The 26,822-nt window shown below is 63.0% G+C and carries 26 protein-coding genes; 14 read left to right on the plus strand and 12 right to left on the minus strand.

The annotated features are described in order from the left end of the window. The first annotated feature begins 51 nt into the window (after positions 1–51). Positions 52–675: a uracil phosphoribosyltransferase gene (gene upp / locus B0E55_RS11250; protein ID WP_007727319.1), complete on the plus strand. Its 624-nt coding sequence runs from the start codon at positions 52–54 to the stop codon at positions 673–675. On the opposite strand, the gene B0E55_RS11255 is transcribed toward upp, so the two are convergent. Together B0E55_RS11255 and B0E55_RS11260 are read right to left on the minus strand one after the other, a co-directional pair. Beyond that, complete coding sequence (locus B0E55_RS11255) at positions 672–2,264, minus strand: phospho-sugar mutase (RefSeq protein ID WP_080909721.1); 1,593 nt, start codon at positions 2,262–2,264, stop codon at positions 672–674. The genes upp and B0E55_RS11255 overlap by 4 nt on opposite strands. Continuing rightward, the gene (locus B0E55_RS11260; RefSeq protein ID WP_020907041.1) at positions 2,261–3,058 is read right to left on the minus strand and encodes a purine-nucleoside phosphorylase; all 798 of its coding nucleotides are present in this window, start codon (positions 3,056–3,058) and stop codon (positions 2,261–2,263) included. Before B0E55_RS11260 ends, B0E55_RS11255 begins: the two co-directional genes overlap by 4 nt. A 67-nt stretch (positions 3,059–3,125) precedes the next feature. Between B0E55_RS11260 and B0E55_RS11265 the strand changes: the two genes are divergently transcribed. The 4 genes from B0E55_RS11265 to B0E55_RS11280 are packed head-to-tail and all read left to right on the plus strand — an operon-like array spanning position 3,126 to position 7,274. Then, positions 3,126–3,824, plus strand: a complete 699-nt coding sequence (locus tag B0E55_RS11265; RefSeq protein ID WP_003940710.1) for an enoyl-CoA hydratase-related protein — start codon at positions 3,126–3,128, stop codon at positions 3,822–3,824. A 12-nt stretch (positions 3,825–3,836) separates the two neighbouring features. Continuing rightward, positions 3,837–4,997, plus strand: a complete 1,161-nt coding sequence (locus B0E55_RS11270; protein WP_020969164.1) for a M20 family metallopeptidase — start codon at positions 3,837–3,839, stop codon at positions 4,995–4,997. After that, a complete protein-coding gene (locus B0E55_RS11275; RefSeq protein ID WP_003940741.1) occupies positions 4,994–6,142 on the plus strand; it encodes a M20 family metallopeptidase in 1,149 nt (382 codons plus the stop codon). Before B0E55_RS11270 ends, B0E55_RS11275 begins: the two co-directional genes overlap by 4 nt. 55 nt (positions 6,143–6,197) lie before the next feature. Beyond that, positions 6,198–7,274, plus strand: coding sequence for a hypothetical protein (locus B0E55_RS11280; protein WP_020907043.1), 1,077 nt, complete (start codon positions 6,198–6,200; stop codon positions 7,272–7,274). 13 nt (positions 7,275–7,287) lie between these two features. Here B0E55_RS11280 and B0E55_RS11285 read toward each other — a convergent pair whose 3' ends face one another. Further along, the gene (locus B0E55_RS11285; RefSeq protein WP_003940753.1) at positions 7,288–7,758 is read right to left on the minus strand and encodes a gamma-glutamylcyclotransferase; all 471 of its coding nucleotides are present in this window, start codon (positions 7,756–7,758) and stop codon (positions 7,288–7,290) included. A 154-nt stretch (positions 7,759–7,912) separates the two neighbouring features. On the opposite strand from B0E55_RS11285, the gene B0E55_RS11290 reads away from it, so the two are divergent. Continuing rightward, a complete protein-coding gene (locus B0E55_RS11290; protein ID WP_020969166.1) occupies positions 7,913–9,316 on the plus strand; it encodes an NAD(P)H-quinone dehydrogenase in 1,404 nt (467 codons plus the stop codon). 180 nt (positions 9,317–9,496) lie between these two features. Further along, positions 9,497–10,678 (plus strand): aminotransferase-like domain-containing protein, encoded by a 1,182-nt coding sequence (locus B0E55_RS11295; protein WP_060938877.1) that lies wholly within the window; start codon positions 9,497–9,499, stop codon positions 10,676–10,678. Here B0E55_RS11295 and B0E55_RS11300 read toward each other — a convergent pair. Together B0E55_RS11300 and B0E55_RS11305 are read right to left on the minus strand one after the other, a co-directional pair. Further along, positions 10,659–11,444, minus strand: a complete 786-nt coding sequence (locus B0E55_RS11300) for a CoA-transferase subunit beta (protein ID WP_080909722.1) — start codon at positions 11,442–11,444, stop codon at positions 10,659–10,661. The two genes, B0E55_RS11295 and B0E55_RS11300, sit on opposite strands and share 20 nt — an antisense overlap. After that, positions 11,441–12,355: a CoA transferase subunit A gene (locus B0E55_RS11305; RefSeq protein WP_019747708.1), complete on the minus strand. Its 915-nt coding sequence runs from the start codon at positions 12,353–12,355 to the stop codon at positions 11,441–11,443. Before B0E55_RS11305 ends, B0E55_RS11300 begins: the two co-directional genes overlap by 4 nt. Positions 12,356–12,439: 84 nt before the next feature. On the opposite strand from B0E55_RS11305, the gene B0E55_RS11310 reads away from it, so the two are divergent. After that, a complete protein-coding gene (locus tag B0E55_RS11310; RefSeq protein WP_020907047.1) occupies positions 12,440–13,336 on the plus strand; it encodes a LysR substrate-binding domain-containing protein in 897 nt (298 codons plus the stop codon). Here the strand turns inward: B0E55_RS11310 and B0E55_RS11315 are convergent. Further along, positions 13,333–14,748 (minus strand): MFS transporter, encoded by a 1,416-nt coding sequence (locus tag B0E55_RS11315; RefSeq protein WP_080909723.1) that lies wholly within the window; start codon positions 14,746–14,748, stop codon positions 13,333–13,335. The two genes, B0E55_RS11310 and B0E55_RS11315, sit on opposite strands and share 4 nt — an antisense overlap. A gap of 171 nt (positions 14,749–14,919) precedes the next feature. Continuing rightward, complete coding sequence (gene glpK, locus B0E55_RS11320) at positions 14,920–16,410, minus strand: glycerol kinase GlpK (protein ID WP_019747711.1); 1,491 nt, start codon at positions 16,408–16,410, stop codon at positions 14,920–14,922. A gap of 108 nt (positions 16,411–16,518) precedes the next feature. On the opposite strand from glpK, the gene B0E55_RS11325 reads away from it, so the two are divergent. The 3 genes from B0E55_RS11325 (at position 16,519) to B0E55_RS11335 (ending at position 19,670) form a co-directional block, all read left to right on the plus strand. After that, positions 16,519–18,261, plus strand: a complete 1,743-nt coding sequence (locus tag B0E55_RS11325) for a glycerol-3-phosphate dehydrogenase/oxidase (protein WP_047890264.1) — start codon at positions 16,519–16,521, stop codon at positions 18,259–18,261. Positions 18,262–18,360: 99 nt separating this feature from the next. Further along, positions 18,361–18,903, plus strand: coding sequence for a hypothetical protein (locus tag B0E55_RS11330; protein ID WP_021332531.1), 543 nt, complete (start codon positions 18,361–18,363; stop codon positions 18,901–18,903). A 50-nt stretch (positions 18,904–18,953) separates the two neighbouring features. Further along, positions 18,954–19,670: a GAF and ANTAR domain-containing protein gene (locus B0E55_RS11335; RefSeq protein WP_019747714.1), complete on the plus strand. Its 717-nt coding sequence runs from the start codon at positions 18,954–18,956 to the stop codon at positions 19,668–19,670. Here the strand turns inward: B0E55_RS11335 and B0E55_RS11340 are convergent. Further along, positions 19,639–20,586 (minus strand): LysR family transcriptional regulator, encoded by a 948-nt coding sequence (locus B0E55_RS11340; protein ID WP_021332532.1) that lies wholly within the window; start codon positions 20,584–20,586, stop codon positions 19,639–19,641. The genes B0E55_RS11335 and B0E55_RS11340 overlap by 32 nt on opposite strands. Positions 20,587–20,739: 153 nt before the next feature. Here B0E55_RS11340 and B0E55_RS11345 point away from each other — a divergent pair, with 153 nt between their 5' ends. Together B0E55_RS11345 and B0E55_RS11350 are read left to right on the plus strand one after the other, a co-directional pair. Continuing rightward, positions 20,740–22,116, plus strand: a complete 1,377-nt coding sequence (locus B0E55_RS11345) for an MFS transporter (RefSeq protein ID WP_080909724.1) — start codon at positions 20,740–20,742, stop codon at positions 22,114–22,116. Then, positions 22,113–22,856 carry a 3-hydroxybutyrate dehydrogenase gene (locus B0E55_RS11350; protein WP_020907052.1) on the plus strand — a complete coding sequence of 248 codons (744 nt, stop codon included), beginning with the start codon at positions 22,113–22,115 and terminating at the stop codon, positions 22,854–22,856. The genes B0E55_RS11345 and B0E55_RS11350 overlap by 4 nt, the downstream gene beginning before the upstream one ends. Positions 22,857–22,878: 22 nt before the next feature. Here the strand turns inward: B0E55_RS11350 and B0E55_RS11355 are convergent, their stop codons facing one another. The 3 genes from B0E55_RS11355 to B0E55_RS11365 all read right to left on the minus strand — a co-directional run bounded on the left by B0E55_RS11355 (position 22,879) and on the right by B0E55_RS11365 (position 25,359). Beyond that, complete coding sequence (locus tag B0E55_RS11355) at positions 22,879–23,763, minus strand: aldo/keto reductase (protein ID WP_080909784.1); 885 nt, start codon at positions 23,761–23,763, stop codon at positions 22,879–22,881. A 100-nt stretch (positions 23,764–23,863) separates the two neighbouring features. Then, positions 23,864–24,400 carry a hypothetical protein gene (locus tag B0E55_RS11360; protein ID WP_019747719.1) on the minus strand — a complete coding sequence of 179 codons (537 nt, stop codon included), beginning with the start codon at positions 24,398–24,400 and terminating at the stop codon, positions 23,864–23,866. A gap of 17 nt (positions 24,401–24,417) precedes the next feature. Then, entirely contained in the window at positions 24,418–25,359 is a 942-nt protein-coding gene (locus tag B0E55_RS11365) for an oxygenase MpaB family protein (RefSeq protein ID WP_019747720.1), read from the minus strand. Between the two features lie 87 nt (positions 25,360–25,446). On the opposite strand from B0E55_RS11365, the gene B0E55_RS11370 reads away from it, so the two are divergent. After that, entirely contained in the window at positions 25,447–26,016 is a 570-nt protein-coding gene (locus B0E55_RS11370; RefSeq protein WP_019747721.1) for a TetR/AcrR family transcriptional regulator, read from the plus strand. Here B0E55_RS11370 and B0E55_RS11375 read toward each other — a convergent pair. Continuing rightward, on the minus strand, positions 26,003–26,794 hold the full coding sequence (locus tag B0E55_RS11375) for a DNA-formamidopyrimidine glycosylase family protein (RefSeq protein WP_021343682.1): 792 nt from the start codon (positions 26,792–26,794) through the stop codon (positions 26,003–26,005). The two genes, B0E55_RS11370 and B0E55_RS11375, sit on opposite strands and share 14 nt — an antisense overlap. Positions 26,795–26,822 lie beyond the last annotated feature (28 nt).

Here is a 26,822-nt window from a genome sequence, read left to right on the forward strand (position 1 = left end):
CTTGGACGCCGCGCGGGGTGCTCCGGTTCCCGAGGAACTATTCTGATGGTCATGCAAACGCACGTAGTCGACCATCCGCTCGCGGCGGCCCTCTTGACGACAATGCGTGATGCACGCAGTGAGAACGCAACTTTTCGTTCCGCACTTCGCAGGCTCACGCACATGCTGGTCTACGAGGCCATGCGTGACGCGGAGGTCGAGGAGTTTCCGGTCGACACCCCGGTAGCAGCGACGACGGGCATCCGGCTCGCGAAGCCGCCGTTGTTGGTACCCGTGCTGCGGGCCGGTCTGGGCATGGTCGAACAGGCGAGTGCGCTGATTCCGTCGGCCGGCGTCGGCTTTGTCGGAATGGCACGTGACGAAGAGACTCATCAGCCGGTTCCGTACCTCGAATCCCTGCCTGCGGATCTGTCCGGTATCCCGGTGTTCGTGCTCGATCCGATGCTCGCCACCGGTGGCTCGATGGTGCACACCATCGACTTGCTGGTTGCGCGTGGCGCGACGGATGTCACGGCAGTGTGCGTCGTGGCCGCTCCGGCCGGCGTCGACGCGCTGGCAGCGTCCGGCCACCCGGTTCGTCTGGTCATCGCGAGCATCGATGACGGACTCGACGAGAACGCTTTCATCGTCCCCGGTCTCGGTGACGCCGGCGATCGGCAGTTCGGACCCCGCTAGAGCGAAAGGGCGAAGGTTCGGAGTTCCGCCAGCCGGGCCTTCGCCTGCTCTAGTGCGTTCGCGAGGTCGTCGCGGTTCGCCACTGGGACGACAACTTCGAGATAACACTTGAGCTTGGGCTCGGTTCCGGACGGTCGAACAACCACGCGGATCGACGGCCCGTCGAATATCACTGCGTCGGTGCGCATACCACCGCGAACCAGGGACAAGTCCTCGGTCGTGACCGGCTCACCCGCGAGTTGGCCAGGAGGATCGGCGCGTAGTCGTTTCATCATTTCGGCGATGTCGCTCAAATCCTCGACGCGGCGGGATACTTGGTCCCCGCGATGCAGTCCGAATTCGACGGCATAGTCGCCTAGAACGTCCAACAGGGTTCTGTTGCTGCCCGCGAGGGTGGCAGCCAAGTCGGCCACCAGAACGGCAGCTGAGATTCCGTCCTTGTCCCGCACCACATCCGGATCGACGCAGTGCCCGATCGCTTCCTCGTAGGCGTAGACGAGTCCGTCGCCGGCGCGCGTGAGCCACTTGAATCCGGTGAGTGTCTGCGCAAACCTGGCTCCGCGAGCTTTCGCCAACTTCGAGAGCAGAGTCGAGGAGACGATCGTCGTCGCCACCAACGAATCTCCGGGCGCCGTGTGCAGTACGTGGTCGGCCAGGAGCACCCCGGTTTCGTCGCCGCGCAACATGCGCCACTGATCACCGTCGCGAACTCCGACGGCGCAGCGGTCGGCATCCGGGTCGAGTGCGATCGCCAGATCCGCGTCGACACTTCGGGCAAGGGCGAGCAGGCGGTCTGCGGCGCCAGGCTCTTCGGGATTGGGGAACTCGACGGTCGGAAACGTGGGGTCGGGATCGAACTGCTCCGCCACGACGTGCAGATCGTCGAACCCTGCTGCTCGCAGAGCCGCTGTCGCAGTCTCCCCGCCGACGCCGTGCATTGCCGTGAGCGCAATCCGGATCGAGCGGGCGTCGCCGTGCGGGAGGGTCGCGATGCGGGCGATGTACTCCTCGACCAGAGAATCGTCGGCCGGAATCACCGATGCCCGGGCGACGTCGGCGGCACCACCGATGCGGGCGATCTCGCTCTCGATTTCACGATCGGCGGGGGAGACGAGTTGCGCTCCGCCCGAGAGATACACCTTGTAACCGTTGTCGGCGGCAGGATTGTGGGAGGCGGTGATCTGGATACCTGCCGCTGCCCCGAGCCTGCGCACCGCGAACGCCACCAGCGGTGTCGGCAGTGGGCGGGGGAGCAGGGTCACCTCGAACCCGGCCGCTGCCATGACCTCGGCGGCGGCGAGAGCAAATGCCTCTGAACCGAGCCGGGCGTCGCGGCCGACCACAACGCGGGACCCGCCCTGGCAGCGAGCTGTCAGCCAGGCCGCCAGACCGGCCGTGGTCCGGATGACGACCGCGAGGTTCATGCCGTTGGGCCCGCCGCGCACCGGCCCGCGAAGCCCAGCAGTGCCGAACGTCAGTGGTGCGGAAAAGCGTTCGGCCAGTTCATGTTCGGAAAGGGCGGCTAATTCTGTGCGGGTAACTGGGTCCGGATCGGCGTCGATCCACTCGGTGACGTTCAGTGGTGTCACAGCTGCTCGACCAGTTGACGCAGCAGCACTCCCATCCGGGCGGCCGATGCTTTGCCTGCCGCCAGCACTTCCTGATGGTCGAGCGGGGCGCCCGTGATTCCGGCGGCCAGATTGGTGACCATGGAGATACCGAGAACGCGGGCGCCGAGCGCGCGGGCCGCGATGGTCTCGTGAACCGTCGACATGCCGACCAGATCGGCGCCGAGTGTACGAAGCATTCGAATCTCGGCCGGAGTCTCGTAGTGAGGACCGGGAAGCCCGGCGTAAACACCCTCGGCAAGGTCCGGGTCGATCGAGCGAGCCAGCGCACGCAGTTCCGGCGAGTAGGCGTCAACCAGGTCGACGAACTCTGCGCCGACGAGGGGAGAGCGGGCCGTCAGGTTCAGGTGGTCACTGATCAGCACCGGTTGACCGACTGTGTAGTTTTCGCGGATACCGCCGGCCGCATTGGTGAGGATGACCGTGTCGGCGCCGGCAGCAATGGCTGTCCGGACCGGGTGGACGACGGTACCGAGATCGTGGCCCTCGTATGCGTGCGCGCGCCCGAGCAGCAGCAGAACTTCGGTGTTTCCGACGCGCACCGAACGAATGGTGCCCGCATGGCCGAGGGCGGACGGTGGGGCGAAGCCAGGAAGATCCGCCATCGAGACTTCGGCTGTCACGTCCGCACCGGCGTCGCCGAACACGTCTGCGGCATCGGTCCACCCCGACCCGAGCACGATGGCGACTGACGGTGACGAAGAGCCAGTCATGGCGGACAGAGCAGCGGCGGCGGCCTCGGCGATCGTTCCCATGTGAGCAACCCTACTGAGGAGTCGGGTCGGTTCGCCGGGTGAGTTGGCGGGCGTTACTCTCCCATCCATGCCTTATCTCGAACGCGACGGCGACGTATTCATCCTGTACCTCGGCAACGAGGGCGAAACGGACAACGAGAACCGCTTCGGCCCTGAGTGGATCGACGCTGTTCACAGCAAGTTGGACGAAGTCGAAGCGCACGAGGGGCCCGCAGCCCTGGTGACGACGGCGACGGGCAAGTTCTACACGAACGGCCTGGACACGACGTGGATCTTCGGCAACCTCGACGGTCTCCCCGGCTACCTGGACAAGGTCCACACCATCTACAGCCGTTTGCTGACCTTCCCGATGGCCACGGTCGCGGCCGTGCAGGGGCACGCGTTCGGCGCCGGCGCCATGCTCGCGTCCTCGCACGATTTCCAGATCATGCGCGCGGACCGCGGCTTCTACTGCCTCCCCGAGGTCGGACTGAACATGCCGTTCACTGTCGGCATGTCAGCACTGTTGAACAGTCGTCTGCCCAAGCAGACGGCAGTCGACGCGATGACGACGGGGCGTCGATTCGGCGGCGCCGACGCACTTGCTGCCGGCATCGTGCAGGAAACGGTCGACGGCGACGGAGTGCTCGCCGCAGCAGTGGCCAAGGCATCGGCACTGACGTCGACTCACGGCAAGAACTTGGCGGGAATCAAGGCAGGCATCCACCGCGATGCGCTTGCGGACCTCGCTCAGGTGACTGACAAGAGCAACTTCTCCTTCGGGTGAGACAATGATCGCGTGAACCAGAATGTCGACAGCGCAGTCAGGTCCGTAGAGGCCGATCTGATTGCGCTGTCGCATTCGATTCACAGCGATCCGGAACTTGCCTTCGAGGAGTTCCGCAGCGCTGCCAAAGTGTCGGACCTGCTGGCGCAGCACGGTTTCGCGGTCACTCACGGGATCGTCGATCTGCCGACGGCCTTCGATGCCACCTACGGCAGTGGAGAGTTGGTCATCGCGATCTGCGCCGAGTACGACGCGCTGCCCGAGATCGGTCATGCCTGTGGGCACAACATCATTGCCGCCGCCGCGGTCGGGGCCGGCATCGCGTTGGCTACCGTGGCCGATGAACTGGGGATCACAGTCCGAGTGATCGGTACTCCCGCGGAGGAAACCGGTGGCGGCAAAGTTCTGATGCTCGAGCGTGGTGCATTCGACGGCGTCGGCGCGGCCATGATGGTTCATCCAGGACCGATCGACATCATCGGTGCCACCTCGCTGGCCCTGGCGGACATCGCCGTCAGCTATCACGGTCGCGAAGCGCACGCCTCTGCTGCGCCGGAATTCGGTCGTAATGCCGCCGATGCCGCGACGCTCGCGCAGGTGGCGGTCGGACTGTTGCGCCAGCACCTCCAGCCAGGGCAACAGATTCACGGAATCGTCAGTGATGGCGGCACTGCTCCCAACATCGTTCCGGCTCGGTCCGAACTGCTGTACTACCTGCGTGCCGAGACGGCCGCGTCGTTGGCCAATCTGTCCGAGCGTGCCGACGCCTGCTTCGCCTCGGGCGCACTCGGCACCGGATGCACCCACGAAATCCGCACGGTATCGCCCACTTACACCGAGTTGACCCCCGATCCGTGGCTGGCGGCGGCGTACCGTGAACAGATCGTCGACCTCGGGCGGGTGCCACTGGCAGCGGAATGGGAGCGCTCCCGTCCACTGGGTAGTACGGATATGGGTAATGTGACCAATGTGATTCCGGGAATTCACCCGGTCATAGGCTTGGATTCATCGGGGGCAGTGACACATCAGCCGGAGTTCGCGGCCGCGTGTATCACCACCTCCGCAGATCGAGCGGTAGTCGACGGTGCAATTGCGTTGGCCCGCACTGCTGTCCGGGTAGCGTCCGATCCAGAACAACGCACCCGTCTGTTGGAAGGGGTAGATCGCCGGTGAACGCGGCAATCGACACGTGGATTCACGCGCACACCGACGACCTCGTCGCGTGGCGTCGACACATCCATGCCAACCCGGAGTTGGCTCGCCGCGAATACGCGACCACCGAATTCGTCGCGACCCGCCTCACCGCCGCTGGGCTGTCGCCGAAGATCCTTCCCGGTGGCACCGGGCTCACGTGCGACATCGGACCTGAGGGGCCGCGAATCGCACTTCGCGCCGACATGGACGCTTTGCCGATGCAGGAGGCGACCGGGGCGACGTACTCGTCCACGGTCCCCGGTGTGTCTCATGCATGCGGGCACGACGCCCACACCACCATCCTGCTCGGCGCCGGATTGGCTCTGGCCACGCTGCCCGAACTTCCCGTCGGGGTTCGGCTGATCTTCCAGCCCGCCGAGGAAGTCATGCCTGGTGGTGCACTCGACGTCATCGCTGCCGGCGCGCTCGACGGCGTGTCCAGAATCTTTGCTCTGCACTGCGATCCGCGACTCGAGGCGGGCCAGGTCGGAATGCGTCTTGGCGCGATCACCTCTGCTGCAGACACGATCGAGGTCGTTCTCGACTCTCCGGGTGGGCACACGTCGAGGCCGCACCTGACCACGGACCTCATCTACGCACTCGGCACAGTCGTGACCGGGCTGCCGGGAATGCTCAGCCGTCGTATCGATCCGCGTACCGGCACCGTGATGGTGTGGGGTGCGGTCAGTGCAGGTCAGGCACCCAACGCGATTCCGCAGACCGGCATGATGACGGGCACGGTACGTACCGGCGATCACGACACGTGGGAGTTGCTCGAACCGCTCGTGGAAGAAATCGTCCACGGACTGCTCGCGCCCACCGGAGTTCGCTACCAACTCAACTATCGTCGCGGAGTGCCACCGGTCGTCAACGACGAGGTGTCCACTCGGATGTTCGAGGACGCCATCGCGACCGTCGGACAAGATGCTTTGGCGGACACCCCGCAATCCGGTGGTGGCGAAGACTTTTCGTGGTACCTCGAAACCGTGCCGGGTGCCATGGCGCGGCTCGGCGTGTGGTCGGGTGAAGGCGATCAGCTCGACATCCACCAACCCACTTTCGATCTCGACGAGCGTGCACTCGGCGTCGGTGTGAAGGTTCTGACGAGCCTGGTTCTGGGATAGTTCCGGTTCCCGTCGGGGGTACCGTTTTTCGTGTCGTTCGAGTGAAGGTACGGGCATGTCCATAGGTGTGGGAGTGCGAATCGGCACATTGGTGTCGACGGCTGTAGTTGCGTCCAACGATCCGGGTTCGGCCGATCCGGTGGTGTTGGTCAGGGACACGATTCTCAATCAACGCAAGGACGGAACGACCGTGCTCGGCGGTACCGAGCAATTGGGTGCCGGCCGTGAATTCTCGGAATCATGGTCAGGTTTTGTCGGCCGTGTGGGGGACCCGAGTGGCGTCTCCGGAACGGCCGATACCCGTTACCGCGCCGAGGATTTGGTGGCGACGTCGATTCGCTGCCTATTGCAGGAATGCGAGCCGCTGCCCGATCGTGGTGGTCGAAGTGGGGGAGCGCCCGACATCGTCGCGACCTACCCGTCGCGCTGGGACTCGTCCACAGCGGCCCTCATGCAGGATTCACTGGTCTATGCAGGCCTCGAGCGGGTCACTCTCGTCTCGGACGCCGAGGCGGTCTCGGCGTGGTTCGAGTCGGAAATCGCGGCACTCGCCGGCACGCTCATCGGCATCTATCACGTCGACGACACCGGGGCAGCGGTCACGCTGGTGCGTTCGGGCGTCGCCGCCGGCCGCGCATTCGGCTTCGCCGGCGACGGGAGTTCACCGAGTTCACGCCTCGCGACGGCACTGGGTGCGTTCGGTTGGATGCCGGAGAACCTGGACGCCGTAGTCGTCACCGGTGACGGAGAACCGGCGACAGACAAAGCAGCCATGATGTCCATAGCGGCCGGAATCGCCGAAAAGCTCGGTGTCAGATGTGAACTCGGGCCCGGACCGGAGCAGTCGGCCGCGCTGGGAGCCGCAATTCTGGCTGCCGGTTTCACCTCGACGTCGCACACGATCGTTCCGATCGGTTTGCCGCCTTCACACGACGTGACGGAGGTGTTCGACACTCTCGGACGTGAGAAGGTGGCGGCTGAAACTGCAACCGGGGTGGCAACAGTCGAGCCGGAAACTGCAGTTGCCGCAGGCGAATCGGAGTCACGCGGTTCCAAGCGTGTGCTCATCGGCCTGACGATTGTGGTGGTACTCGCAGCACTTGCAGTGCTCGCGTATTTCCTGCTGCTTTGAGCAGGACAGCTATCTAATCGGTAACACCGTTACCCGGACCCACGTTGCGGCTGTTTCTCGTCCGCAACTCTCGCACGTACTCGGCCGGCGCTCCGGCAATCTCGGCGGCGTCGGCCATCACGCCGATGTAGCGGGCCGACGGCAGTCCGCCTTCGTACGCATCCATGACGTAGAGCCAAGCGAGCACCGCATCGCCTGCGGTGTCGACCCGCACGCGGATCTTGCGGTGCAGACCGAGTTCGGCACCTTCCCAGCGGTCCAGACTCACTTCGTCCTCTTCCGGGACGTCGTAGAGGACCACGAAAACACTGGAATCGGGGTCTTCGACCACGGTGGCGAGAGCCCCCTCCCAGCCGAGGTCCTCGCCGCTGAAGGTCAGGCGCCAGCCTCGCAGCCACCCTGTCCCGGACATGGGCGAGTGTGGGCAGCGCAACAACATCTGCTCGGGATGCATGTTGGAACCGTAGGCGGCATAAATCGACACGGGCGCAAGCCTAAACCGTGGTCCGAGGGTGTGGCGAAGCGGACCACCGGACGCAAGTAATCTGGTACAAGCACTGCGCGACACGTGGTGCTCGAATAGCGTGACACTGGTCGACGGGAGACCCCTGCCGGCCACGCGAGGACTTGGAGGACACATGACCCGGATCGTGATCATCGGTGGCGGACCCGCCGGCTACGAGGCGGCACTGGTAGCCGCGCAGCACGGGGCCACGGTCACCCTGGTCGATTCGGACGGCGTCGGCGGCGCGTGTGTGCTGTTCGACTGTGTCCCGTCGAAGACGTTCATCGCGTCCACCGGAATCCGCACCGACATGCGTCGTGCATCCGACCTCGGCATCACTCTGGATCCGGAGCAGGCTTCGGTGTCACTGCCGAAGATCCACTCCCGAGTCAAGAGTCTCGCGTTGTCCCAGTCCTCGGACATTCGCGCACGGTTGCAGACGGTCGGCGTCGAGGTTCTCTCCGGCACCGCCGAACTGACCGATCCGCTCCTCGGTATGGCAGCACACCAGGTTCGCGCGACGCTCGGAAGCGGCGAGCAGAAGACCATCGACGCAGACGTCGTGTTGATCGCCACCGGCGCCAGCCCCCGCATCATCCCGGGAGCCGAGCCCGACGGTGAGCGAATCATGACGTGGCGTCAGCTCTACGACTTGGACGAGCTGCCCGAGCACCTGGTCGTGGTCGGTTCCGGTGTCACCGGTGCCGAGTTCGTCTCCGCCTACACCGAGATGGGCGTCAAGGTCACACTCGTGTCCAGTCGTGACCGTGTTCTGCCCGGCGAGGATGCCGATGCGGCGCTCGTGCTCGAGGACGCCCTCGCCGAGCGCGGTGTCACCCTCGTCAAGCACGCCCGCGCAGACGCCGTCGAGCGCACCGAGAAGGGCATCATCGTCAAGCTCTCCGACGGCCGCACGGTCGAAGGAAGCCACGCACTGATGACCGTCGGTTCCGTCCCCAACACCAACGGTCTCGGCCTGGAGCGGGTCGGCATCGAGTTGGACAAGGGCGGCTACCTGCGTGTCGACCGGGTCTCGCGCACCACGGTTTCCGGTATCTACGCCGCCGGTGACTGCACCGGACTGCTCCCGCTCGCGTCGGTGGCTGCGATGCAGGGACGTATCGCGATGTACCACGCACTCGGTGAAGGCGTCAGCCCGATCAAGTTGAAGACCGTCGCATCGGCCGTCTTCACGCGCCCCGAAATTGCAACGGTGGGTGTTTCGCAGGCCGCGATCGACAACGGAGAGGTGCCTGCTCGCACCGTCATGTTGCCGCTCAACACCAACCCGCGAGCCAAGATGTCCGGTTTGCGCCGCGGCTTCGTGAAAATCTTCTGCCGCCCGGCTACCGGCGTGGTCATCGGCGGTGTTGTGGTCGCACCCACCGCTTCGGAACTCATCCTGCCGATTGCGATCGCCGTGCAGAACAACCTGACGGTCAACGACCTGGCTCAGACGTTCTCGGTGTACCCGTCGCTGACCGGATCGATCACCGAGGCAGCTCGTCAGCTCATGCGTCACGACGACCTGGACTGAGAACGGACCAGAGTCTTCTTACAATGTGAGAAGTCTGTTTCACATACTGAAGTATTGGTGAGATAGTCGAGATACCGACCGAATCAAGGGTCGGTATCTCGGCGCTCTCCCGCCCCGTTGACCCAGGACGGCTCAGGGTGTTTTCCTCTGACCTTCATTCTGCGTGCCTGGGAGCTTCACATGACACACGCCGCGCTGTCCGCTCGTATGGACGGACTCCGTAGTTCTGCAATTCGCGATCTGCTCACCTTGACTGCCCGACCCGACGTCATCAGCTTGGCCGGCGGACTACCCGATCCTGATTTCATTCCGCGGGAACGAATCTCGAAGGCAGCCCACGACGCACTCGGTGACCCCTCGTCCGTTCAATACGGCGAGACGTCAGGCCTGCGGCGCCTCCGTGAGGTGATCGCCGAGCGCGAATCCTCCAAGATCGGGCGGGCACTCGACGTGTCCGAAGTTGTGATCACACACGGTTCTCAGCAAGGTTTGAGCCTGCTCGCGCAGGTCCTCCTCGACGCCGGTGACGTTGTGGTCGTGGAGGAACCGGCATATACCGGTGCGCTGCAGGTCTTTCGGACGGCGCAGGCTCGTCTCGTTCCCGTCCAGCTGGACGAGGACGGAATGGACACCGACGCGCTCGAGACGAAACTCGCCGCCGGTCTTCGGCCCAAAGTCGTGCACACCGTGAGCAATTTCCACAACCCGCGGGGCGCGGTGCTTTCGGCGCAGCGGCGAGCGCACTTGGCGGCGCTGGCGGACCGATACGGGTTCTGGGTTCTCGAGGACGACCCGTACGGCGAACTGTACTTCGGCGAGAAACCGCCCGCACCGCTGGCGGCGTTGTCGGACAGGGTGATTCGGCTGTCCAGTGCTTCCAAAGTGTTGGCACCGGCGCTGCGCGTCGGCTGGCTGCACGGCGACCGAAAGGTCTGCGAGGCGGTCGAACTGATCAAGCAAGGCGCTGACCTGTGCGGGTCTTCGCTCACCCAGCAGATCGCCGCAGACCTCTTCTCCGACGTCGAATGGTTCGAAACGCACCTCGACAAGCTCCGGGAGGGTTACGGCGCCAGAGCGAAGGCGTTGGTCACCGCCGCCGAGACGGAATTGAGTGGGCGTGCACGCTTTTCCGAGGTCCGCGGCGGGATGTTCTGTTGGATGGATTTCGTCGACGACGTCGACACCACCGAACTCCTGGGTGCCGCGCTCGAGCACGGCGTGGCATTTGTCCCAGGTTCGGCCTTCGCGGTCGAAGCTGACCTCGGTCGAAGCGCTCGACTGTGTTTCGCGACGTATCCCGAAGCCGTGCTGGTCGATGCCGTCGGCAGGCTCCGGAAGAGTGTTACCGCAGGTACAGCCTGACCTTGTCGATAGTGTTGCGGAGCAGATCGATCTCCGTGCTCGATGGTGGGGTGGTGATGGTGACGTGCTCGGCGACGGCGAGGTCCCATCCCGTCGACTCTCGGACTTGATCGACCGAGATTCCCTCGTGGACGCTGGTCAACTCCAAGTCGCCGCCGGGGCCCTGGTGTGTCAGGACGCCGAGGTTGGTGAATACCTTGGTCACTCCTGCACCTGCCGGCATGATGCCCTTACCGCTGGCGTGGGCGCGGGCGGGGCTGGGTGAGGTGCAGAAGTCGAGCTCGGCCGGAAAGGAACTGAGATCGTGGCGACGCATCACGACGAAGATCTCGGCGGCGTTCGCGATGATCTCGACGGCCCCGCCCGCTCCGGGCAGTCTGACCGTCGGGTTCTTCCAGTCACCGATGAAACTTGTGTTCAGACTGCCCGTTCGATCGATTTGAGCGGCCCCGAGAAATCCGACGTCGACGTTGCCACCTTGCAGGACGTAACCGAAGAGCGCGGCCATGCTCAGCACGGATTCGGCACCGGAGACAACCACGGAGTCCGCGATACCCTCGGCCATTGCCGACGGATGTGCACCGCACACTCCGGATTCGTAGATCAGCTCGACGTCCGGATTCGACGTGTGCCGCGCGAGATCGACTGCGAGCGTGGGTAGCCCAACTCCGGCGAAGACCCGGCGCTTACCCGCCAATTCGCGTGCCGCGACGGCGACGATCGTTTCGGTGGAGGTGGTGTTACCGGTGTCGATCGTGGTGGTCATAGTCTGCTCCCGTAGTCGACTGGTGTGGAGAGTTTTGGTCCGACCTCGAGATCCGACCAGTAGTCGGCTCCGAGTTTGGCGAGATACTCGCCGTGACTGTCGAGTGCGTACACCCATTCGTCGAGCCAATTTCTCAGCCGTGAAGGGTCTTTGGAGATTTCGGTCCAGCGCCGGTAGAAGCCGCAATCGCGGTCGTAGTATCCCTGCGCGTACGACGGGTGTGCGCCGCGCGGGCAGACGACAACCGCGTCGACTGCATGCGAGGGAATCAGAGTTCGGCTCGGGTCTGACCTGATGACCTCGTCGTCGACCAGTTCTTCGACAACGACGATTGCCTTCTTCGCGGCGTACACGGCCTCTTGCTGCACCCCGGCGATGCCCCAGATCTGCGCGTTCCCGGACGAGTCCGCTCGCTGTGCGCCGATGATCGTGACATCCGGATTCAATGGCGGCACAACGTAGACGCTCCCGCCGCCGTACGGGTCCTCGACGAGTCTCAGTTGTGGGTTGAGTGCGGGTAGATCACTACCGGCGTACGACCGTAGCGGGAAGAAGGGAAGCCTGGCGGCTCCCGCCTGATACCGGCACACCATGCCGTAATGGCTGTATTCCTCGACTTCGAGGGGGAGCGGGTCCTGGTTCTCGATGCGTCTGCGTAACTCGTACAGAGAACCTGCGGAGCCGCTGGCGAAGAACGAAGCGACCAGCTTTCGGACGCAGCCGGCGGCGACGAGTTGATCGGAAACGATGTCCGGCGTCATCCGGCACAGCGTGAGGTCCTTCCTGCCCTGCCGGATGATCTCGTGTGCCGCGGCAAATGGAATGAGATGCGAAAAGCCCTCCAACGCAACAGTCATTCCGTCGCCGACGTATCGACCGATGGCCTCTTTCATCGAGAGCGTCTTGTCCACGTGTGTACCTCTTCTTACGTTCTCGCGCACTTGGTCGGTTTCGGAAACTTGACATGGTCGGCCGGTGTGGCGCAACAATGTCGGGTGGAAATTCATCAGATCAACGCATTTCTCGCGGTGGCTGAGGAGCTACATTTCGGCCGTGCGGCTCAGCGCCTTCGGATTGCGCAACCGCCGCTGAGTCGAACGATCAGGCAATTCGAGAAACAGCTCGGTTCGCCGTTGTTCGATCGAAGTACTCGAACTGTGCGGTTGACTGCTGCCGGTGAAGCACTGCTGCTTCCGGCGCGCGAAATTCTGGACGCGTGCCGGATGGCCGAGATCGCGGTATCCGCGGCAGGCCAGGGAACGACAGGTCGCGTTCGCCTGGGCTTCGCGGGAACCTCGTCGCACCTACTCGTCGGGCGGTGGGCGAAATTGGTGAGAAAGACGAATCCCGGTATCGAATTTGTGCTCGACAGTTCCGCTTTCGCGAACGAGGCGTTGTTGATGTTGCTCGATCGACGCCTCGACATCGGGATGGTCCGGTGGACCGTCCCGCCGCTCGGGATCACGTCGAGATTGATCGCCGAGGAGAACTTTCTGGTTGCCATGTCGAAAGACCATCCGTTGGCGTCGAGGGAATCGGTTCGGTTGATCGAATTGGAGTCCGAGAATTGGGTGACGCTTCCGGCGGAGCCGGGTTCGATTCTGCGGGAGTCTCTGCTCACTGCGTCGAAGAACGCAGGGTTCCTGGCTCGAATCGTGCAGACGGCACCGGATTCGATGTCGTTGATCGCGCTGGTGTCCGCGGAAATCGGATGCTCGTTGACTATTTCGTCGGTGGCCCAAAGCATCGTGAACCCTGATGTTGTCTTTGTTCCCGTCATGGATCCACCTCCTCCCCTTCAACTGCGTATCGCCTGGCGAGATGGAGACGACAGACCTGCGCTTCTCGAAGTGTTGAAATTGTCCGAGCAGGCGCTGCCGTCCCTGGCTTAGACGGTTGCCCGACCGGTAGGAATTTCACCCGCTTCGGACGTCGGCGAGTTTGCAGTATCGGCAAGAGCGTTCTCGAGTTCGAGCTCGTCGTAATCCGCTTGCTCGGCCGTCGAGAGTTCGCTTGCGTTGTAGCCGGTACGTCGGAGCAGGAGAAGGGTGCAGATCAGCGAGACAAGTGCGTACAGTCCGGACACGATCGCGACCCCGACGATGTTGCCTGACGTGTTGAGCATCCACTGCGCCAGTACCGGAGTTCCGCCGCCGACGACAAGGGAACACAGTTGATACGCCGTCGACAGACCCGTGTAACGGATGTTCGCAGGGAAGGCGCGAGCGAGAACGCCGGCGATGGCGCCGTAGAACATCGAGTGCGGGATCGTGGCGAGACACATCGCAACGACTGCGATGGTGAAGTTCCCGGTTCTGATGGCAAAGAACATCGCGGGCATGAGAACGAACTCCGGTATCACCATCAGGCACATGGCCTTCCGCATGTCTATCTTGGAAACCAGAACGGCCCCGAACGGTTGGACGATGAACTGCACGACAAGTGCGATCGCGATAGCGGCGAGGAATGTGCCGCGGTCGTATCCGAGTTCTTTTGTAGCCCAAGACAATGCGAAGGTGTTCTTGAAATAGGTGACCTGGGCGAGGGGGAGTGCGCCGGCGCCGAGGAGAACCAGCACCCAGTGCTTGCGTAATACTTCGGCGAGCGGAAGTTTGACGACCTTCTTGCGGGCGAGAACGGCCTTCATCTCGTCGGACTCTTCGAGTTTCAGGCGAATGATCATGCCGAGGATGACCAGGCCTGCCGAAACGAGAAAAGGGATTCGCCAGCCGTAGAGAAGGAATGACGGCGTCGGCATCGAGGACAGCAGGAAGAATGCGATGGTAGCCAACAGATTTCCCGCGGGCGAGCCCTGCTGAGCGAACGCGGAGTAGAGGATGCTCTTGCCCTTCGGTGCGTTCTCGCTGGCGATGAGTACCGCGCCACCCCACTCACCACCGACCGCAATTCCTTGGATCACGCGAAGGGTGACCAGACCGATCGGGGCCCACATGCCGACCTGCGCGTAGGTGGGGAGGAGTCCGATCCCGACAGTGGCGACGCCCATCATCATCAAGGTGATGACCAGGGTGTTCTTGCGCCCGATCCGGTCGCCGAGATGGCCGAAGATGATCCCGCCGATCGGCCTGGCGAGGAAGCCTGCCCACAGGGTGATGAAGGCGAGGAGCGTGCCGACTCCGTTCGGCAGTGTGTCGGAGAAGAAGATCTCGCCGAATACCAGGGCAGCCGCGGTGCCGTAGATATAGAAGTCGTACCACTCGATGGTGGTTCCGATGAATGAAGCGATACCGGCTCTTCGTGCCTTGGCGTTGATCTCCTCGGAACTGCGAGTGGGTGAACTCATGCGTGGCGACCTTTCTCTGCAACATTCGCGGCGCCGAAACGTGGCGCGCCTGAATGAGATTCGCAGAGTGGTGTAGGTCACGTCCAATACCAACTTGGTCGCCTATTGATACCTCAGGAGTATCAATAGGCGACCATGATCAGCTCTTCCGGTATGGAAGGATCGGGGTGATTACTCGGACCAGTTGTACGTCCGCTCGACGGCCTTGTTCCACTCCGCGTACAGCCGTGACCTTTCGGACTCGTCCATCGCCGGTTCCCAGGTTTGGCCGACGGCCCAGTTGTTGCGGATGTCTTCGGTGTCGGCCCAGTAACCGATGGCGAGGCCCGCTGCATACGCAGCGCCGAGTGCTGTCGTTTCGTTGACCACCGGGCGGATGACGGGAACTCCGAGGATGTCCGACTGGAACTGCATCAGGGTTTCGTTGACCACCATGCCGCCGTCGACCTTCAGCGCGGACAGTTCGACTCCCGAATCCGCACGCATGGCGTCGATGACCTCACGGGTTTGGTATGCCGTCGCCTCGAGCGCCGCGCGAGCCAGGTGTCCCTTGTTGACGAACCGCGTCAGGCCGACGATGACACCCCGTGCATCCGGTCGCCACCGGGGTGCGAACAGTCCGGAGAACGCGGGTACGAAGTAGGCGCCGCCGTTGTCGTCGACACTTGCGGCGAGTGGCTCGATGTCCTTGGCGTTCTGAATGATTCCGAGATTGTCCCGAAGCCACTGGACCAAGGAGCCGGTCACCGCGACGGAACCTTCGAGTGCGTAGACGGCGGGGGCTTCGCCGAGTTTGTAGCAGACGGTCGTCAGCAGTCCGTGCTTGCTGTGCACCGGCTTCGTTCCGGTGTTGAGAAGCATGAAATTGCCGGTGCCGTAGGTGTTCTTGGCTTCACCCTCGGAGAGGCAGGCCTGGCCGAATGTGGCTGCCTGCTGGTCACCGAGGATTCCGGCGACCGGCACACCGGCGAGATTGCCGCGAGGACGGCCGGTGCCGTAGACCTCGGACGAACTACGGATTTCCGGGAGCATCGACATCGGGATTCCGAAGTCCGCGCAGATCGATTCGTCCCACTGAAGGGTCTCGAGATCCATCAGCATCGTGCGTGACGCATTGGTGACATCTGTCACGTGAACACCGTCGGTCAGGTTCCATACGATCCACGTGTCGACGGTGCCGAAGCACAATTCTCCGGCCTCCGCTTTGGCTCTCGCGCCGTCCACGTTGTCGAGAATCCACCGGATCTTCGGCCCGGCGAAGTAGGTCGAGAGCGGCAGCCCGGTCTTGTCTCGGTACTTGTCCGGACCCTCGTCGCCGCCCAGTTCGACACACAGTTGATCCGTGCGCGTGTCCTGCCACACGATCGCGTTGTAGATCGGCTTGCCCGTCGAACGCTCCCAAACGACGGTCGTCTCACGCTGATTCGTGATTCCGACGGCCGCGATGTCGGCCCGCGTGAGGTCGACCTTCGCGAGAGCGCCGGCCACCACCTCCCGGGTGTTGATCCACAGCGCAACCGGGTCGTGCTCGACCCAACCGGCACGCGGGAAAATCTGCTCGTGTTCTTTCTGCGCAACGCTCACCACGGCGCCGTCGTGATCGAAGATCATGCAGCGGCTCGACGTCGTGCCTTGGTCGATGGCGGCGATGTATTGATTCACTGTGCTCCTATGTTCGGGCGCGTTCGCAGTTATCCGTGCGCTGTCGCAGTATGTGGATCAAGCTACTAGCCTGTAAACGGATTCGTCGTCGACTTACAGGAGACCGGGTTGAGTAAGCAGCAAGGTGCGCAGTTTCTCGGCCCGCAGCAGCGTGAAGCTGCTTGGGAACAGCTTCAGACCGAGCAATTCGACGTCGTCGTTGTCGGCGGCGGTGTTGTCGGTGTCGGAGCTGCGCTCGATGCGGCCACCCGCGGACTCAAGGTTGCGTTGGTCGAGGCCCGTGACTACGCATCCGGCACGTCCAGTCGCTCGTCGAAGATGTTCCACGGCGGTCTCCGCTACCTAGAGCAACTCGAATTCGGCCTCGTTCGTGAAGCATTGCGTGAGCGCGAACTCTCGCTGACCACGCTCGCTCCGCACCTGGTCAAGCCGCTGAAGTTCCTGTTCCCTCTGGCTCACCGAGTGTGGGAGCGCCCGTACATGGCGGCGGGAATCTTCCTCTACGACCGAATGGGCGGCGCAAAGTCGGTCCCCTCCCAGAAGCACTTGACGCGGGCGGGCGCGCTACGCATGTCGCCGAGCCTCAAGCGCAGTTCGCTGACCGGTGGCATCCAGTACTACGACACCGTCGTCGACGACGCTCGGCACACCATGACCGTCGCACGGACCGCTGCACACTACGGCGCGGTCGTCCGAACGTCGACGCAGGTCGTCGGCTTTCTGCGGGAAGCGGATCGGGTCTCGGGAGTTCGTGTTCGGGACTGCGAAGACGGCCGTACCGCCGAGGTCAAGGGTCACGTCGTCATCAATGCGACCGGTGTCTGGACGGACGAGATCCAAGCGCTCTCACGTCAGCGCGGACGGTTCCGGGTGCGAGCGTCGAAGGGCGTACACATCGTCGTCCCGCGCGATCGCATCGTCAGTGAAGCCGCCATCATCCTGCGTACCGAGAAGTCGGTGCTGTTCGTCATTCCGTGGGGCAGTCACTGGATCATCGGCACCACTGATACCGACTGGAACCTGGATCTCGCACATCCGGCGGCAACCAAAGCAGATATCGACTACATCCTCGGCCACGTGAACTCCGTCCTGGTCACGCCGTTGACGCACGCCGACATCGACGGTGTGTACGCCGGCCTGCGCCCGCTGCTTGCCGGTGAAAGCGACGAGACGTCGAAGCTCTCGCGCGAGCACGCCGTTGCCCGTGTGGCTCCAGGTCTGGTCGCCATCGCCGGCGGAAAGTACACGACGTATCGGGTCATGGCGGAAGACGCCGTCGACGTCGCAGCAGAAGACATTCCGGCGCGGGTTGCGTCGTCGATCACGGAGAAGGTACCGCTCGTCGGCGCCGACGGATACTTCGCGTTGATCAACCAGACCGTGCAACTGGGCGAGCAGTACGGCTTGCATCCGTATCGCGTCAAGCACCTGCTCGACCGCTACGGTTCGCTCATCACCGAGGTCCTCGAACTCGGCCGGCAGACACCGGAGTTGTTGCAGCCCATCACGGACGCGCCCGATTACCTTCAGGTCGAAGCTGTGTACGCCGCCGCGGCCGAGGGGGCACTGCACCTCGACGACATTCTGGCCCGCCGTACGCGTATCGCAATCGAATATCCGCATCGTGGTGTCAACTGCGCACAGCAGGTCGCCGGATTGGTCGCCCCGATTCTCGGTTGGGATGCCGCCACCGTCGAACGCGAAGTCGACACGTACCGAGCGCGTGTCGAAGCCGAAATCGAGTCTCAGACCCAGCCGGACGACGAGTCGGCGGACGCATTGCGCGCCGCAGCGCCGGAGTCGCGGGCCGAGATCCTCGAGCCCGTCGTCGTGGTGCCGGATCGGGTCTGAGTCGCCTGTCGTTTGTTCTCGGTCTGTCGCGGGTAGGCGGATGGCGAATCACCACCCGTGTCAGCACAGACCGGTCGAGCGTCACCCAGGAGGATCTCAATGTTCGGTAATCGGTCGCGATCTGCTGAGGAACACATAGCTACCGGCTATCTGGTCACTCACCTGTGCGGGGCGATGGTGGGGCTGCAACTCTCGCGGTCACTCGCGGACTCGTACGGTGCCTGGGCCGACGGTGAGCTGGACTCGTTGCCGGGTGAGCTCGAGTACGAGATCGAGCAGCTGCTGCAACTGATCGAGGACACCCAGGGCATATCTCTGCCGCGGTACTCCAAGATCGACGCGACGGTCAATCGGATCAGACGCCTCGTTCACGTCGACGCAATCTGGCGCAACCGTCTCGTGAAGTTGGCAACTCTCGAGATCATGCGGACCGCTCTGTGCGGCAAGAGTGCGATGTGGGAGGTCCTGCGAGACATTCCGGCCGGGGAGACCGAGGAGCAGTACCGCGAACTCAACGACCTGGTGTCCAAGCAGATCACCACGGTCACGGCGCTGCATCACCGCGCAGCTACGGAGGCTTTCCAGGGGACGGACGGGCGGGAATCGGCGAGCGGCGGCGACCCCATCAGGTCGAGTAAGTAAGGTTTGTACCGTTCGATGAAGAATTCGATGAACGGTAGACCCCGAGGTGTATGGAGATGGCTGAGCGCGACCAAGCACTGACAGAACCCAAGGCAGTGTTCGCGGCGTTGGCGGAGATCCTCTACTCCGCGGCAGACAGCGCCGAGGTGTACTCCGCGATCTGTTCGGCGGCTGTCGAGTTGATTCCCGGTTGCGACCACGCAAGTCTGATGCTGCGACGTGGAAACACCAACGTCACCGTAGCGGCGAGCGACGAGATCGCCGATTATGCAGACGATCTCGAGCGTGCCACCGGTGAGGGGCCGTGCATCGACGCCCTCGATACGGAGGCGCCGCAACTCGAGTCGGACCTTCGCACCCCGAATCAGTGGCCCGAGTTCGCTCGGAAAGTAGTGGCAGAGACACCCATTCGCGGATCGATGGGGTTCCGGCTGATGGTCGATCGTCAGAAGTTCGGTGCCCTCAACCTCTTCTCGGACACTCCGGGGGCTTTCACCGAAACCGTTGCCGACCACGCGATCATGTTGGCGTCATTTGCATCCGTGGCCGTCACTGCGCTGACGCGAGGCGAGGATGCCGACTCGCTGCGACGTGGTCTGGCAAGCAGCCGCGAAATCGGTCAGGCCGTCGGTCTGCTGATGGCACTGCATCGTGTGTCCGACGACGAGGCCTTCGACATTCTGGTGCGAACCTCACAAAACATGAACGTCAAGATCGCCGAATTGGCGCGCAAGGTCATCGTCCAGCATCGTTCGACTCTGGACTGAGCGCTTCGTTCGTTCCGGGAGAACCGAGGAGTTGAGATCGCTTGCGATCCACCGTCTCTCGAAGAGCTGTCACCACCGCTGCGACCTCCGGGCGTCGCAAGGATTCCGAACGGGCCACCAACCAATAGGAAAGTCTCACCTCGATGTGAGCCGGTAGAACGCGAATCAAATCGTCGTGCTGCTCGGCCATGAAACAGGGGAGAAGGCCGATGCCGGCACCCGCGCGCGTTGCCTCGATGTGTACGAACACGTTGGTGGACGTGACGGCCTCGCGCATGGAAACCGTGAGCTTGCGAGCCAGATCGAGTTCGTCGACCTGCAGCATCGAGTCGATGAAGTACACGAGCGAGTGATCGGCCAGATCTGCGGCACTCTCGGGAACAGCATTCTGACGTAGATAGTCTCGGGACGCGTACAAACCCAGCGCGTAGTCGGCCAGATGGACTGCTTCGGCGCGGTGAACGTGAGGCTTGCCGACCACAACCTCGATGTCGAGACCCGAGCGTATCTGCGACGCCTTTCTGGTTGCGACAACAATCTCGACGCTGACGCGGGGATGGCGTCTGCGAACCGCGGCGCCGGCGGGCGCCGCGATGTATGCGCTGAATCCGTCGGTCGCCGAGACTCGCACGACGCCGTCGAGTTGCTGCTGACCGGTGGAGTCGAGCGCCAGTTCGTTCACCGCGGCCTCGATGCGCTCGGCCGCGCTGAGGGCTTGTCTGCCCAGGTCGGTCAGCTCCCAGCCGCCGGACGAGCGGACCAGGACACGGCCGCCGAGACACTTCTCGAGCGAGGAAATGCGGCGCGAGATGGTGGTGTGATTGAGGCCGAGGTCGTCGGCGGCGGTGTTGAAGCGACCGGTGCGACCGACCGCGAGAAGCACCAGTAGGTCGTCCGGGCTCAGTCCGAGAGTCATATCTGCATTTTTGCACCTATATGGTGCGAGATTTGTCATTGTCGTGCCATCAATCTGCACTGATACTCATCGAGTCACAAAAAATGTGCGAGCGGTCACATTCCTGATCGTGAAGAGCAGGCGAATCGCGAACTGAAGACGAGGGAGTCCACGATGAGCGTCGACAACATGCCGAAACCCGAGAGCCAAGCCCCACCATCGGGGCTGAAGAAGGTGGTCGGCGCCTCGATGGCGGGCACCGTGGTCGAGTGGTACGAGTTCTTTCTGTACGGCACGGCGGCCACGCTGGTCTTCAGCAAGGTCTTCTTCCCCGGCGGCGGCAACGAGCTGGATGCGATCATCGCGGCTTTCATCACCTGCGCCGTCGGATTCGCCGCCCGGCCACTCGGCGGAATCGTCTTCGGATACTTCGGAGACAAATTCGGCCGAAAGCAGTTGCTGCAGTTCAGTTTGCTGTTGGTCGGCGCCGCAACGTTCTTGATGGGCTGCCTGCCTACCTACGGTCAGATCGGCTACTGGGCGCCGGCAATGCTGGTCACGCTGCGCTTCATCCAAGGATTCGCGGTCGGCGGCGAATGGGGTGGGGCGGTACTCCTGGTCGCCGAGCACAGCCCGAATCGATCGCGCGGATTCTGGTCGTCGTGGCCTCAGGCGGGCGTGCCGATGGGCAACCTGGTGGCGACGGTCGTGCTGTTGATCCTGACGTCGACGCTCTCGGACGAATCCTTCATGAGTTGGGGCTGGCGCGTTGCCTTCTGGCTCTCCGCGGTGATCGTTCTGGTCGGGTACTACGTTCGGACCAAGGTCACCGATGCTCCCATTTTCATTGCGGCGCAGAAGGAAGCAGAACTGGTCAAGGCAACCTCGTACAGCGTTTTCGAGGTCGTCAAGCGTTACCCGCGCGGAGTGTTGACCGCGATGGGGCTGCGTTTCGCCGAAAACGTCATGTACTACCTCGTGGTGACCTTCTCGATCACTTACCTCAAGGTCGTCGTTCATGCGGACACGGCGCACATCCTCTGGTGGATGCTGATGGCACATGCCGTGCACTTCGCAGTGATTCCGTTGGTAGGCAAACTGTCCGACACGATCGGTCGACGCCCGGTGTACATGATCGGCGCCGTCACCGCCGGAACGTGGGGATTCTTCGCCTTCCCGATGATGAACAGCGGGCACAATGCAGTCATCTTGTCGGCAATCATCATCGGGCTCGTGTTCCACGCGTTCATGTACGCAGGCCAACCCGCGATCATGGCCGAGATGTTCCCGACTCGGATGCGCTACTCCGGTGTCTCCCTGGGTTATCAGGTCACGTCCATCGTGGCGGGTTCACTGGCTCCGATCATCGCGACCGGATTGCTGAGCAAGTTCGACTCCTCGGTCCCCATCGCGATCTATCTCCTGCTGGCATCCCTGGTCACCATCGTTGCAGTCATTTTCGCGCGGGAGACCAAGGGAATCTCGCTCGAGTCCGTCGACGCCGCTGACGCCCGTGTTCTCGCCGACGAGCGGGCCGGTGTGTCTGTATGACGCTGACCGGAAAGTCTGCTCTGGTCACCGGTGGTGCCAGCGGGATCGGCGAAGCGTGTGCTCGACTCCTCGCCGCCCGCGGCGCGCACGTGACCGTCGCCGATCTCGACGACGTCGCCGCGAAGTCGCTGGCCGAGGAGATCGACGGCACGGCGTGGGCCGTCGATCTCCTCGACACCGACCAACTCGTGGATCTGTCACTCGAGACGGACATACTCGTCAACAACGCCGGCATACAACGGGTCAGTCCTATCGAGGATTTCGACGTCGAGGACTTCCGGAAGATTCAGCGCCTCATGGTCGAAGCGCCATTCCTCCTCGCTCGGGCCGCCCTGCCGTACATGTACCGCAACAGTTTCGGTCGCATCGTGAACATTTCCTCGGTCCACGGGCTCCGCGCTTCGGCATTCAAGAGTGCATACGTCACGGCTAAGCACGGACTCGAAGGACTGTCGAAAGTTGTTGCGCTCGAAGGCGCCCCACACGGTGTCACCAGCAACTGCGTCAATCCGGGCTACGTCCTGACGCCACTGGTGCGATCCCAGATCTCCGACCAGGCAAAGGTTCACGGAATCAGTGAATCCGAGGTTGTCGAAAAGGTGATGCTCACCGAGAGCGCAATCAAACGGATGGTCGAGCCTGCGGAGGTGGCATCGCTGGTGGGCTGGTTGGCATCGACCGAGGCGTCGATGGTAACGGGGGCGTCGTACACCATCGACGGAGGGTGGAGCGCCAGCTAGACCACCCGAGCTGCTGGGTTTTTCACGCTTCGGGGATCTCGATTCCGAACTTCTCGCGAGTGATGACCTCGGGTTCGGGACCACCGCGAACTCCGGTGTCGAGTGCGTCGATTGCGGAGAGTTCTTCGGCGGTGAGTTCGAAGTCGAACACGTCGAAGTTCTCCGCGATGCGCGAGGGAGTCACCGACTTGGGGATCACCTGGCGGCCCTGCTGGAGGTGCCAGCGGAGCATCACCTGTGCGGGAGACTTGCCGTGAGAGGAAGCGATAGCGCCGATGGTGGCGTCCTCGAGGGTTGAGCCGTGAGAGCCGTCGCGATAGAACGTGATTCCGCCGATCGGTGACCATGCCTGAGACAGAATGCCGTGATCGGCGTCGGCCTCGAGCAAGGTCGACTGCCTGAAGTATGGATGGACCTCGATCTGGTTGACCGCCGGCACTACGGACGTTGCGTCCAATAGTCGGGTGAGGTGATCCGGCATGAAGTTACTGACTCCGATGGCACGAACCTTGGCGTCTGCGAGAAGTGTTTCCAGCGCCTTGTACGCGTCGATGGTGCGCTCGAACTCGCTCGGCAACGCCTGGTGAAGGATGAGGAGGTCAAGTTGCTCGACTCCGAGTTTGCCTGCGCTCTTGTCGAAGGCGTGCAAGGTCTCGTCGTATCCGTAGTCGGTGATCCAGACTTTCGTTTCGACGAAGATCTCACCGCGATCGAGACCGGATCGCCGGATCGCCTCGCCGACGCCCTTCTCGTTGCCGGAGGCCGCAGCCGTATCGATATGGCGATAACCCACCGACAGCGCGGACTCGACTGCGGCGAGAGTTTCGTCCGGCGGGGTCTGGTAGACGCCGAAGCCCAGCGCGGGGATGTCGACGCCGTTGTTCAGTTTCAGGCTCGGGATGCTCATGTCGTCCACGGTAGCGGCGGCCACTGGTTCGGTGGGAGTGACTGCTCAGCCGGGTAACGGCAGTACCCCTTCAGGCCTGGCAATTTGCAGTTGTGGCTCGTCAATGAGTGAGCACTATCTTCAAGCCGACTATGAGGGTGGCGACGGCAGCGAGGCCGAAGGCTGCCAGATGTGTGTTCGTGCTGACTTTCTCGCCGTGAAGACGGCTGATCACGTAACTGGTGGATCCGATGCGCAGGATCAAGACGATTTCCGCGATCAACTGCGCCGTCCGTGGTTCCAGGAAGTTGAACCACGCCGTCGCGAGAATGGCGACAGGAACAACCGCGGAGGTGAGGATCGGGACAGAATCGCGCAGCGAGTCGATTCTCTCCGCGGTGGTGAGACGGCGGTCGTTGCGAATGCTCTCGCCGACGCTCTCGGCAAATGTGTGGGCGATGTACGTCGACAATGCCGTGCCGACCACAATCGCGGCGCCCAGTGATTCCTGAGATTTTGTCACCGGGACGAGTGCGGCGAGGACAAGAATGTTGCCGTAGATGTACGCGGTGGTTCTCGCCGCCACACGTTCTTGTCCCAGCGGCGCACCGTGAGACGTGATCGGCCGGTTCAGCAGTGTTCGCAGGTCCCACTCCATGTTCAGAGCATGGCAGATCAGACCCTCGGGCTGTAGTGCATCGGATTATCTCGCTGCTCGAGCGGCGGTAGATTGCGCGCCGGTGTGTGGACCAGTGGTGCCCCGGCGGGAATTCTGCCGCTGGCTCGGTCCCATCCCGCGCGAGCGCGCGGTTGATACCGGTATCGCCACGGCACCAGGCGGAAGACGGCGTTGACGGTGCGGCCGACAGCGTTGTGAATTTTCTGATCGCGACTGGTCCACGAGTAGCCGAGAAGGTCGCGAACCGGTTGGTCGTACATGCCCACTGTCAGCCACACGAATCCGCGGGCGAGGGGAATCCGCGTGAGCCGCCACAACGGATCGGGTAGCCACGTCATGTACGGGGGCTTTCCCAGCCCCGACAAATCCAAGACGTCGCGAGTCGCTTTGTTGTCTTCGAGTACGTTGCGGCACATGTGGTCCCAATACTCCTGAAATGCCTCCCAGGTTTCGGGAACCGGGCGCATGCTCATCCCGTACAGGCGGTACCACTGAATGTGCTCGGTGAAGAGTTGTCGTTTCTGGGCCTCGGTCAGGCCACCGGAGAAGTTCTCGGCGGTGACGATGGTGCCCATGAAGAATGTCGCGTGCGCCCAGTAGAAGGTGTCGGGATCAAGTGCGTGGTACCGGCGTCCCAGCTTGTCGATGCCCTTGATCCGTGTGTGATAGCCACGGACTTCTTCGGCTGTCTGCTGCGCGCGATCGCCGTCGAAGACGACGCCGGCAATGGGATACAGCGAGCGGTACAGCCGTTCCCAGCGCTCGTCGAAGAACTGCGAGTGCTCCTCGACCCCGGCGCCGAGACCAGGGTGCATGTTTTGCATCGAACCTGCCCAGACACCTTGGAGCATCCCGCGCCAGTCGCCGAAATACTTCCAGGTCAGGGAATCCGGACCGAGGGGAACCGGGGTGCTGCTGTCGCCAAGTTGACTACGCATGTTGTCAGATTAGGATCGACAACAGCGGTAGTCAAGGATCGAATACCGGGTGCATTGAAGAACAAGTGTCGGCGAAGTGGGGAAGTTGTGAGCATCGAAGAACGCAGGGCCACTCGAAAGGCGACGTTGTTCGACGTCGGAGTGACACTGCTCGGTGCGGTCGACGGTCCGGCCGTCAACGTGCGAGCGGTCTGCAAGGCCGCTGGTCTGACCGAGCGGTACTTCTACGAGAGCTTCACCGATCGCGATCAGTACGTTGTCGCGGTCCACACGTTTGTCGCCGAGCGCGCGCAGTCGGCGCTCGCCACGGCAGTGGAGTCCGAGACGACATCCGAGGCAGTCGCCACCGCTGCGGTCGACGCTTTCGTCAAGCTGATGGTCGACGACCCGGCAATGGGGCGAGTGCTTCTGATCGCTCCGCTCTCGGAGCCGGTGCTGAGCGGACGCGGTATCGAATCGATGCCGGCGTTCGTGGACCTGGTGTACGACCAGTTGTCCGAGATTGCTGATCCGGTGGACAAGCAGCTGGTGGCAGTCGGGCTGGTCGGGGCGTTGTTCACACTGTTCATCGGTTATCTGGACGGCTCGATCGTCGTCGAGCGCGAGCGATTTGTGCGCCATTGCGTCCGGCTGCTGATCAACGCTAACCAGGCGTGAACGGCTGGCACGCGGGGCAGAAGAAGATATTTCGCTCGGTGAGCTGATCCGGTCCGAGGGTGCCTTCTCTGATGCGGGTTCCACATCGGCGGCAAGGTTTTCCGCGTCTGCCGTACACCCACGTTTGCCTACCTGGGCGGGTGTCGCCGGTGGTGACCCGGATGCGACGCGACTTGTTGACGTTGATGGTGCGGAATGACAGATCCACAATCGCGTCGAGGTTCCCGGCGCGGTGTGTCGGCGTCTTCGGGTGAATGCCTCGTAGGAAGCAGATCTCGTTGCGGTACACGTTGCCCAGTCCGGCCATCACGCGCTGATCCAGAAGCGCGACTCCGATCGGTACGGAGTCTGCAGCGCGAAGATTCTCGACGGCCACGGAACTGTCCCAATCGGTCCCGAGCAGGTCCGGTCCGAGGTGCCCGACGGCCTCCTGTTCCTGCCCCAGTTCGAGGATCTCGGTGACTCCCAGTGAAAAGCCCACTGCTACAGAGTCTTCGGTGGCCAAGATTATGCGCGCTTGATGGGCGGGTCTGCGCCAGCGCTCGCCGGGGCGATAAATCTGCCACTGACCCTCCATCTTCAGATGCGTGTGAATGGACGCTTCGCCCACGCGGATCAGCAGATGCTTTCCGCGGCTGGCGACGGAATCCACACGATGTCCCGATAAATCGACGGTGGCATAGCGAGGAACGCGGACATCGCAGGTGGTGAGTACCTTCTCGGCCAGGGCAGCGCGCAGATCGTTGGCGGCCCGCCACACGGTATCGCCCTCAGGCATGGTCGCCGCTCCAGCACTTCACGATCGC

Source organism: Rhodococcus sp. 66b (genome assembly GCF_002076325.1).
GTDB lineage: Bacteria > Actinomycetota > Actinomycetes > Mycobacteriales > Mycobacteriaceae > Rhodococcus_F > Rhodococcus_F erythropolis.

Excerpts from the sequence above, each read along its gene's own strand:
- B0E55_RS11290 (WP_020969166.1), top strand. The coding sequence starts at position 7,913 with ATGACCCGGATCGTGATCATCGGTGGCGGACCCGCCGGCTACGAGGCG.
- upp (WP_007727319.1), top strand. The coding sequence starts at position 52 with ATGCAAACGCACGTAGTCGACCATCCGCTCGCGGCGGCCCTCTTGACG.
- B0E55_RS11345 (WP_080909724.1), top strand. The coding sequence starts at position 20,740 with ATGAGCGTCGACAACATGCCGAAACCCGAGAGCCAAGCCCCACCATCG.
- B0E55_RS11315 (WP_080909723.1), bottom strand. The coding sequence starts at position 14,748 with ATGAGTTCACCCACTCGCAGTTCCGAGGAGATCAACGCCAAGGCACGA.
- B0E55_RS11355 (WP_080909784.1), bottom strand. The coding sequence starts at position 23,763 with ATGAGCATCCCGAGCCTGAAACTGAACAACGGCGTCGACATCCCCGCG.
- B0E55_RS11335 (WP_019747714.1), top strand. The coding sequence starts at position 18,954 with ATGGAGATGGCTGAGCGCGACCAAGCACTGACAGAACCCAAGGCAGTG.
- B0E55_RS11365 (WP_019747720.1), bottom strand. The coding sequence starts at position 25,359 with ATGCGTAGTCAACTTGGCGACAGCAGCACCCCGGTTCCCCTCGGTCCG.
- B0E55_RS11300 (WP_080909722.1), bottom strand. The coding sequence starts at position 11,444 with ATGACCACCACGATCGACACCGGTAACACCACCTCCACCGAAACGATC.
- B0E55_RS11280 (WP_020907043.1), top strand. The coding sequence starts at position 6,198 with ATGTCCATAGGTGTGGGAGTGCGAATCGGCACATTGGTGTCGACGGCT.
- B0E55_RS11350 (WP_020907052.1), top strand. The coding sequence starts at position 22,113 with ATGACGCTGACCGGAAAGTCTGCTCTGGTCACCGGTGGTGCCAGCGGG.
- B0E55_RS11295 (WP_060938877.1), top strand. The coding sequence starts at position 9,497 with ATGACACACGCCGCGCTGTCCGCTCGTATGGACGGACTCCGTAGTTCT.
- B0E55_RS11260 (WP_020907041.1), bottom strand. The coding sequence starts at position 3,058 with ATGGGAACGATCGCCGAGGCCGCCGCCGCTGCTCTGTCCGCCATGACT.
- B0E55_RS11375 (WP_021343682.1), bottom strand. The coding sequence starts at position 26,794 with ATGCCTGAGGGCGATACCGTGTGGCGGGCCGCCAACGATCTGCGCGCT.
- B0E55_RS11360 (WP_019747719.1), bottom strand. The coding sequence starts at position 24,400 with ATGGAGTGGGACCTGCGAACACTGCTGAACCGGCCGATCACGTCTCAC.
- B0E55_RS11330 (WP_021332531.1), top strand. The coding sequence starts at position 18,361 with ATGTTCGGTAATCGGTCGCGATCTGCTGAGGAACACATAGCTACCGGC.
- B0E55_RS11265 (WP_003940710.1), top strand. The coding sequence starts at position 3,126 with ATGCCTTATCTCGAACGCGACGGCGACGTATTCATCCTGTACCTCGGC.
- B0E55_RS11340 (WP_021332532.1), bottom strand. The coding sequence starts at position 20,586 with ATGACTCTCGGACTGAGCCCGGACGACCTACTGGTGCTTCTCGCGGTC.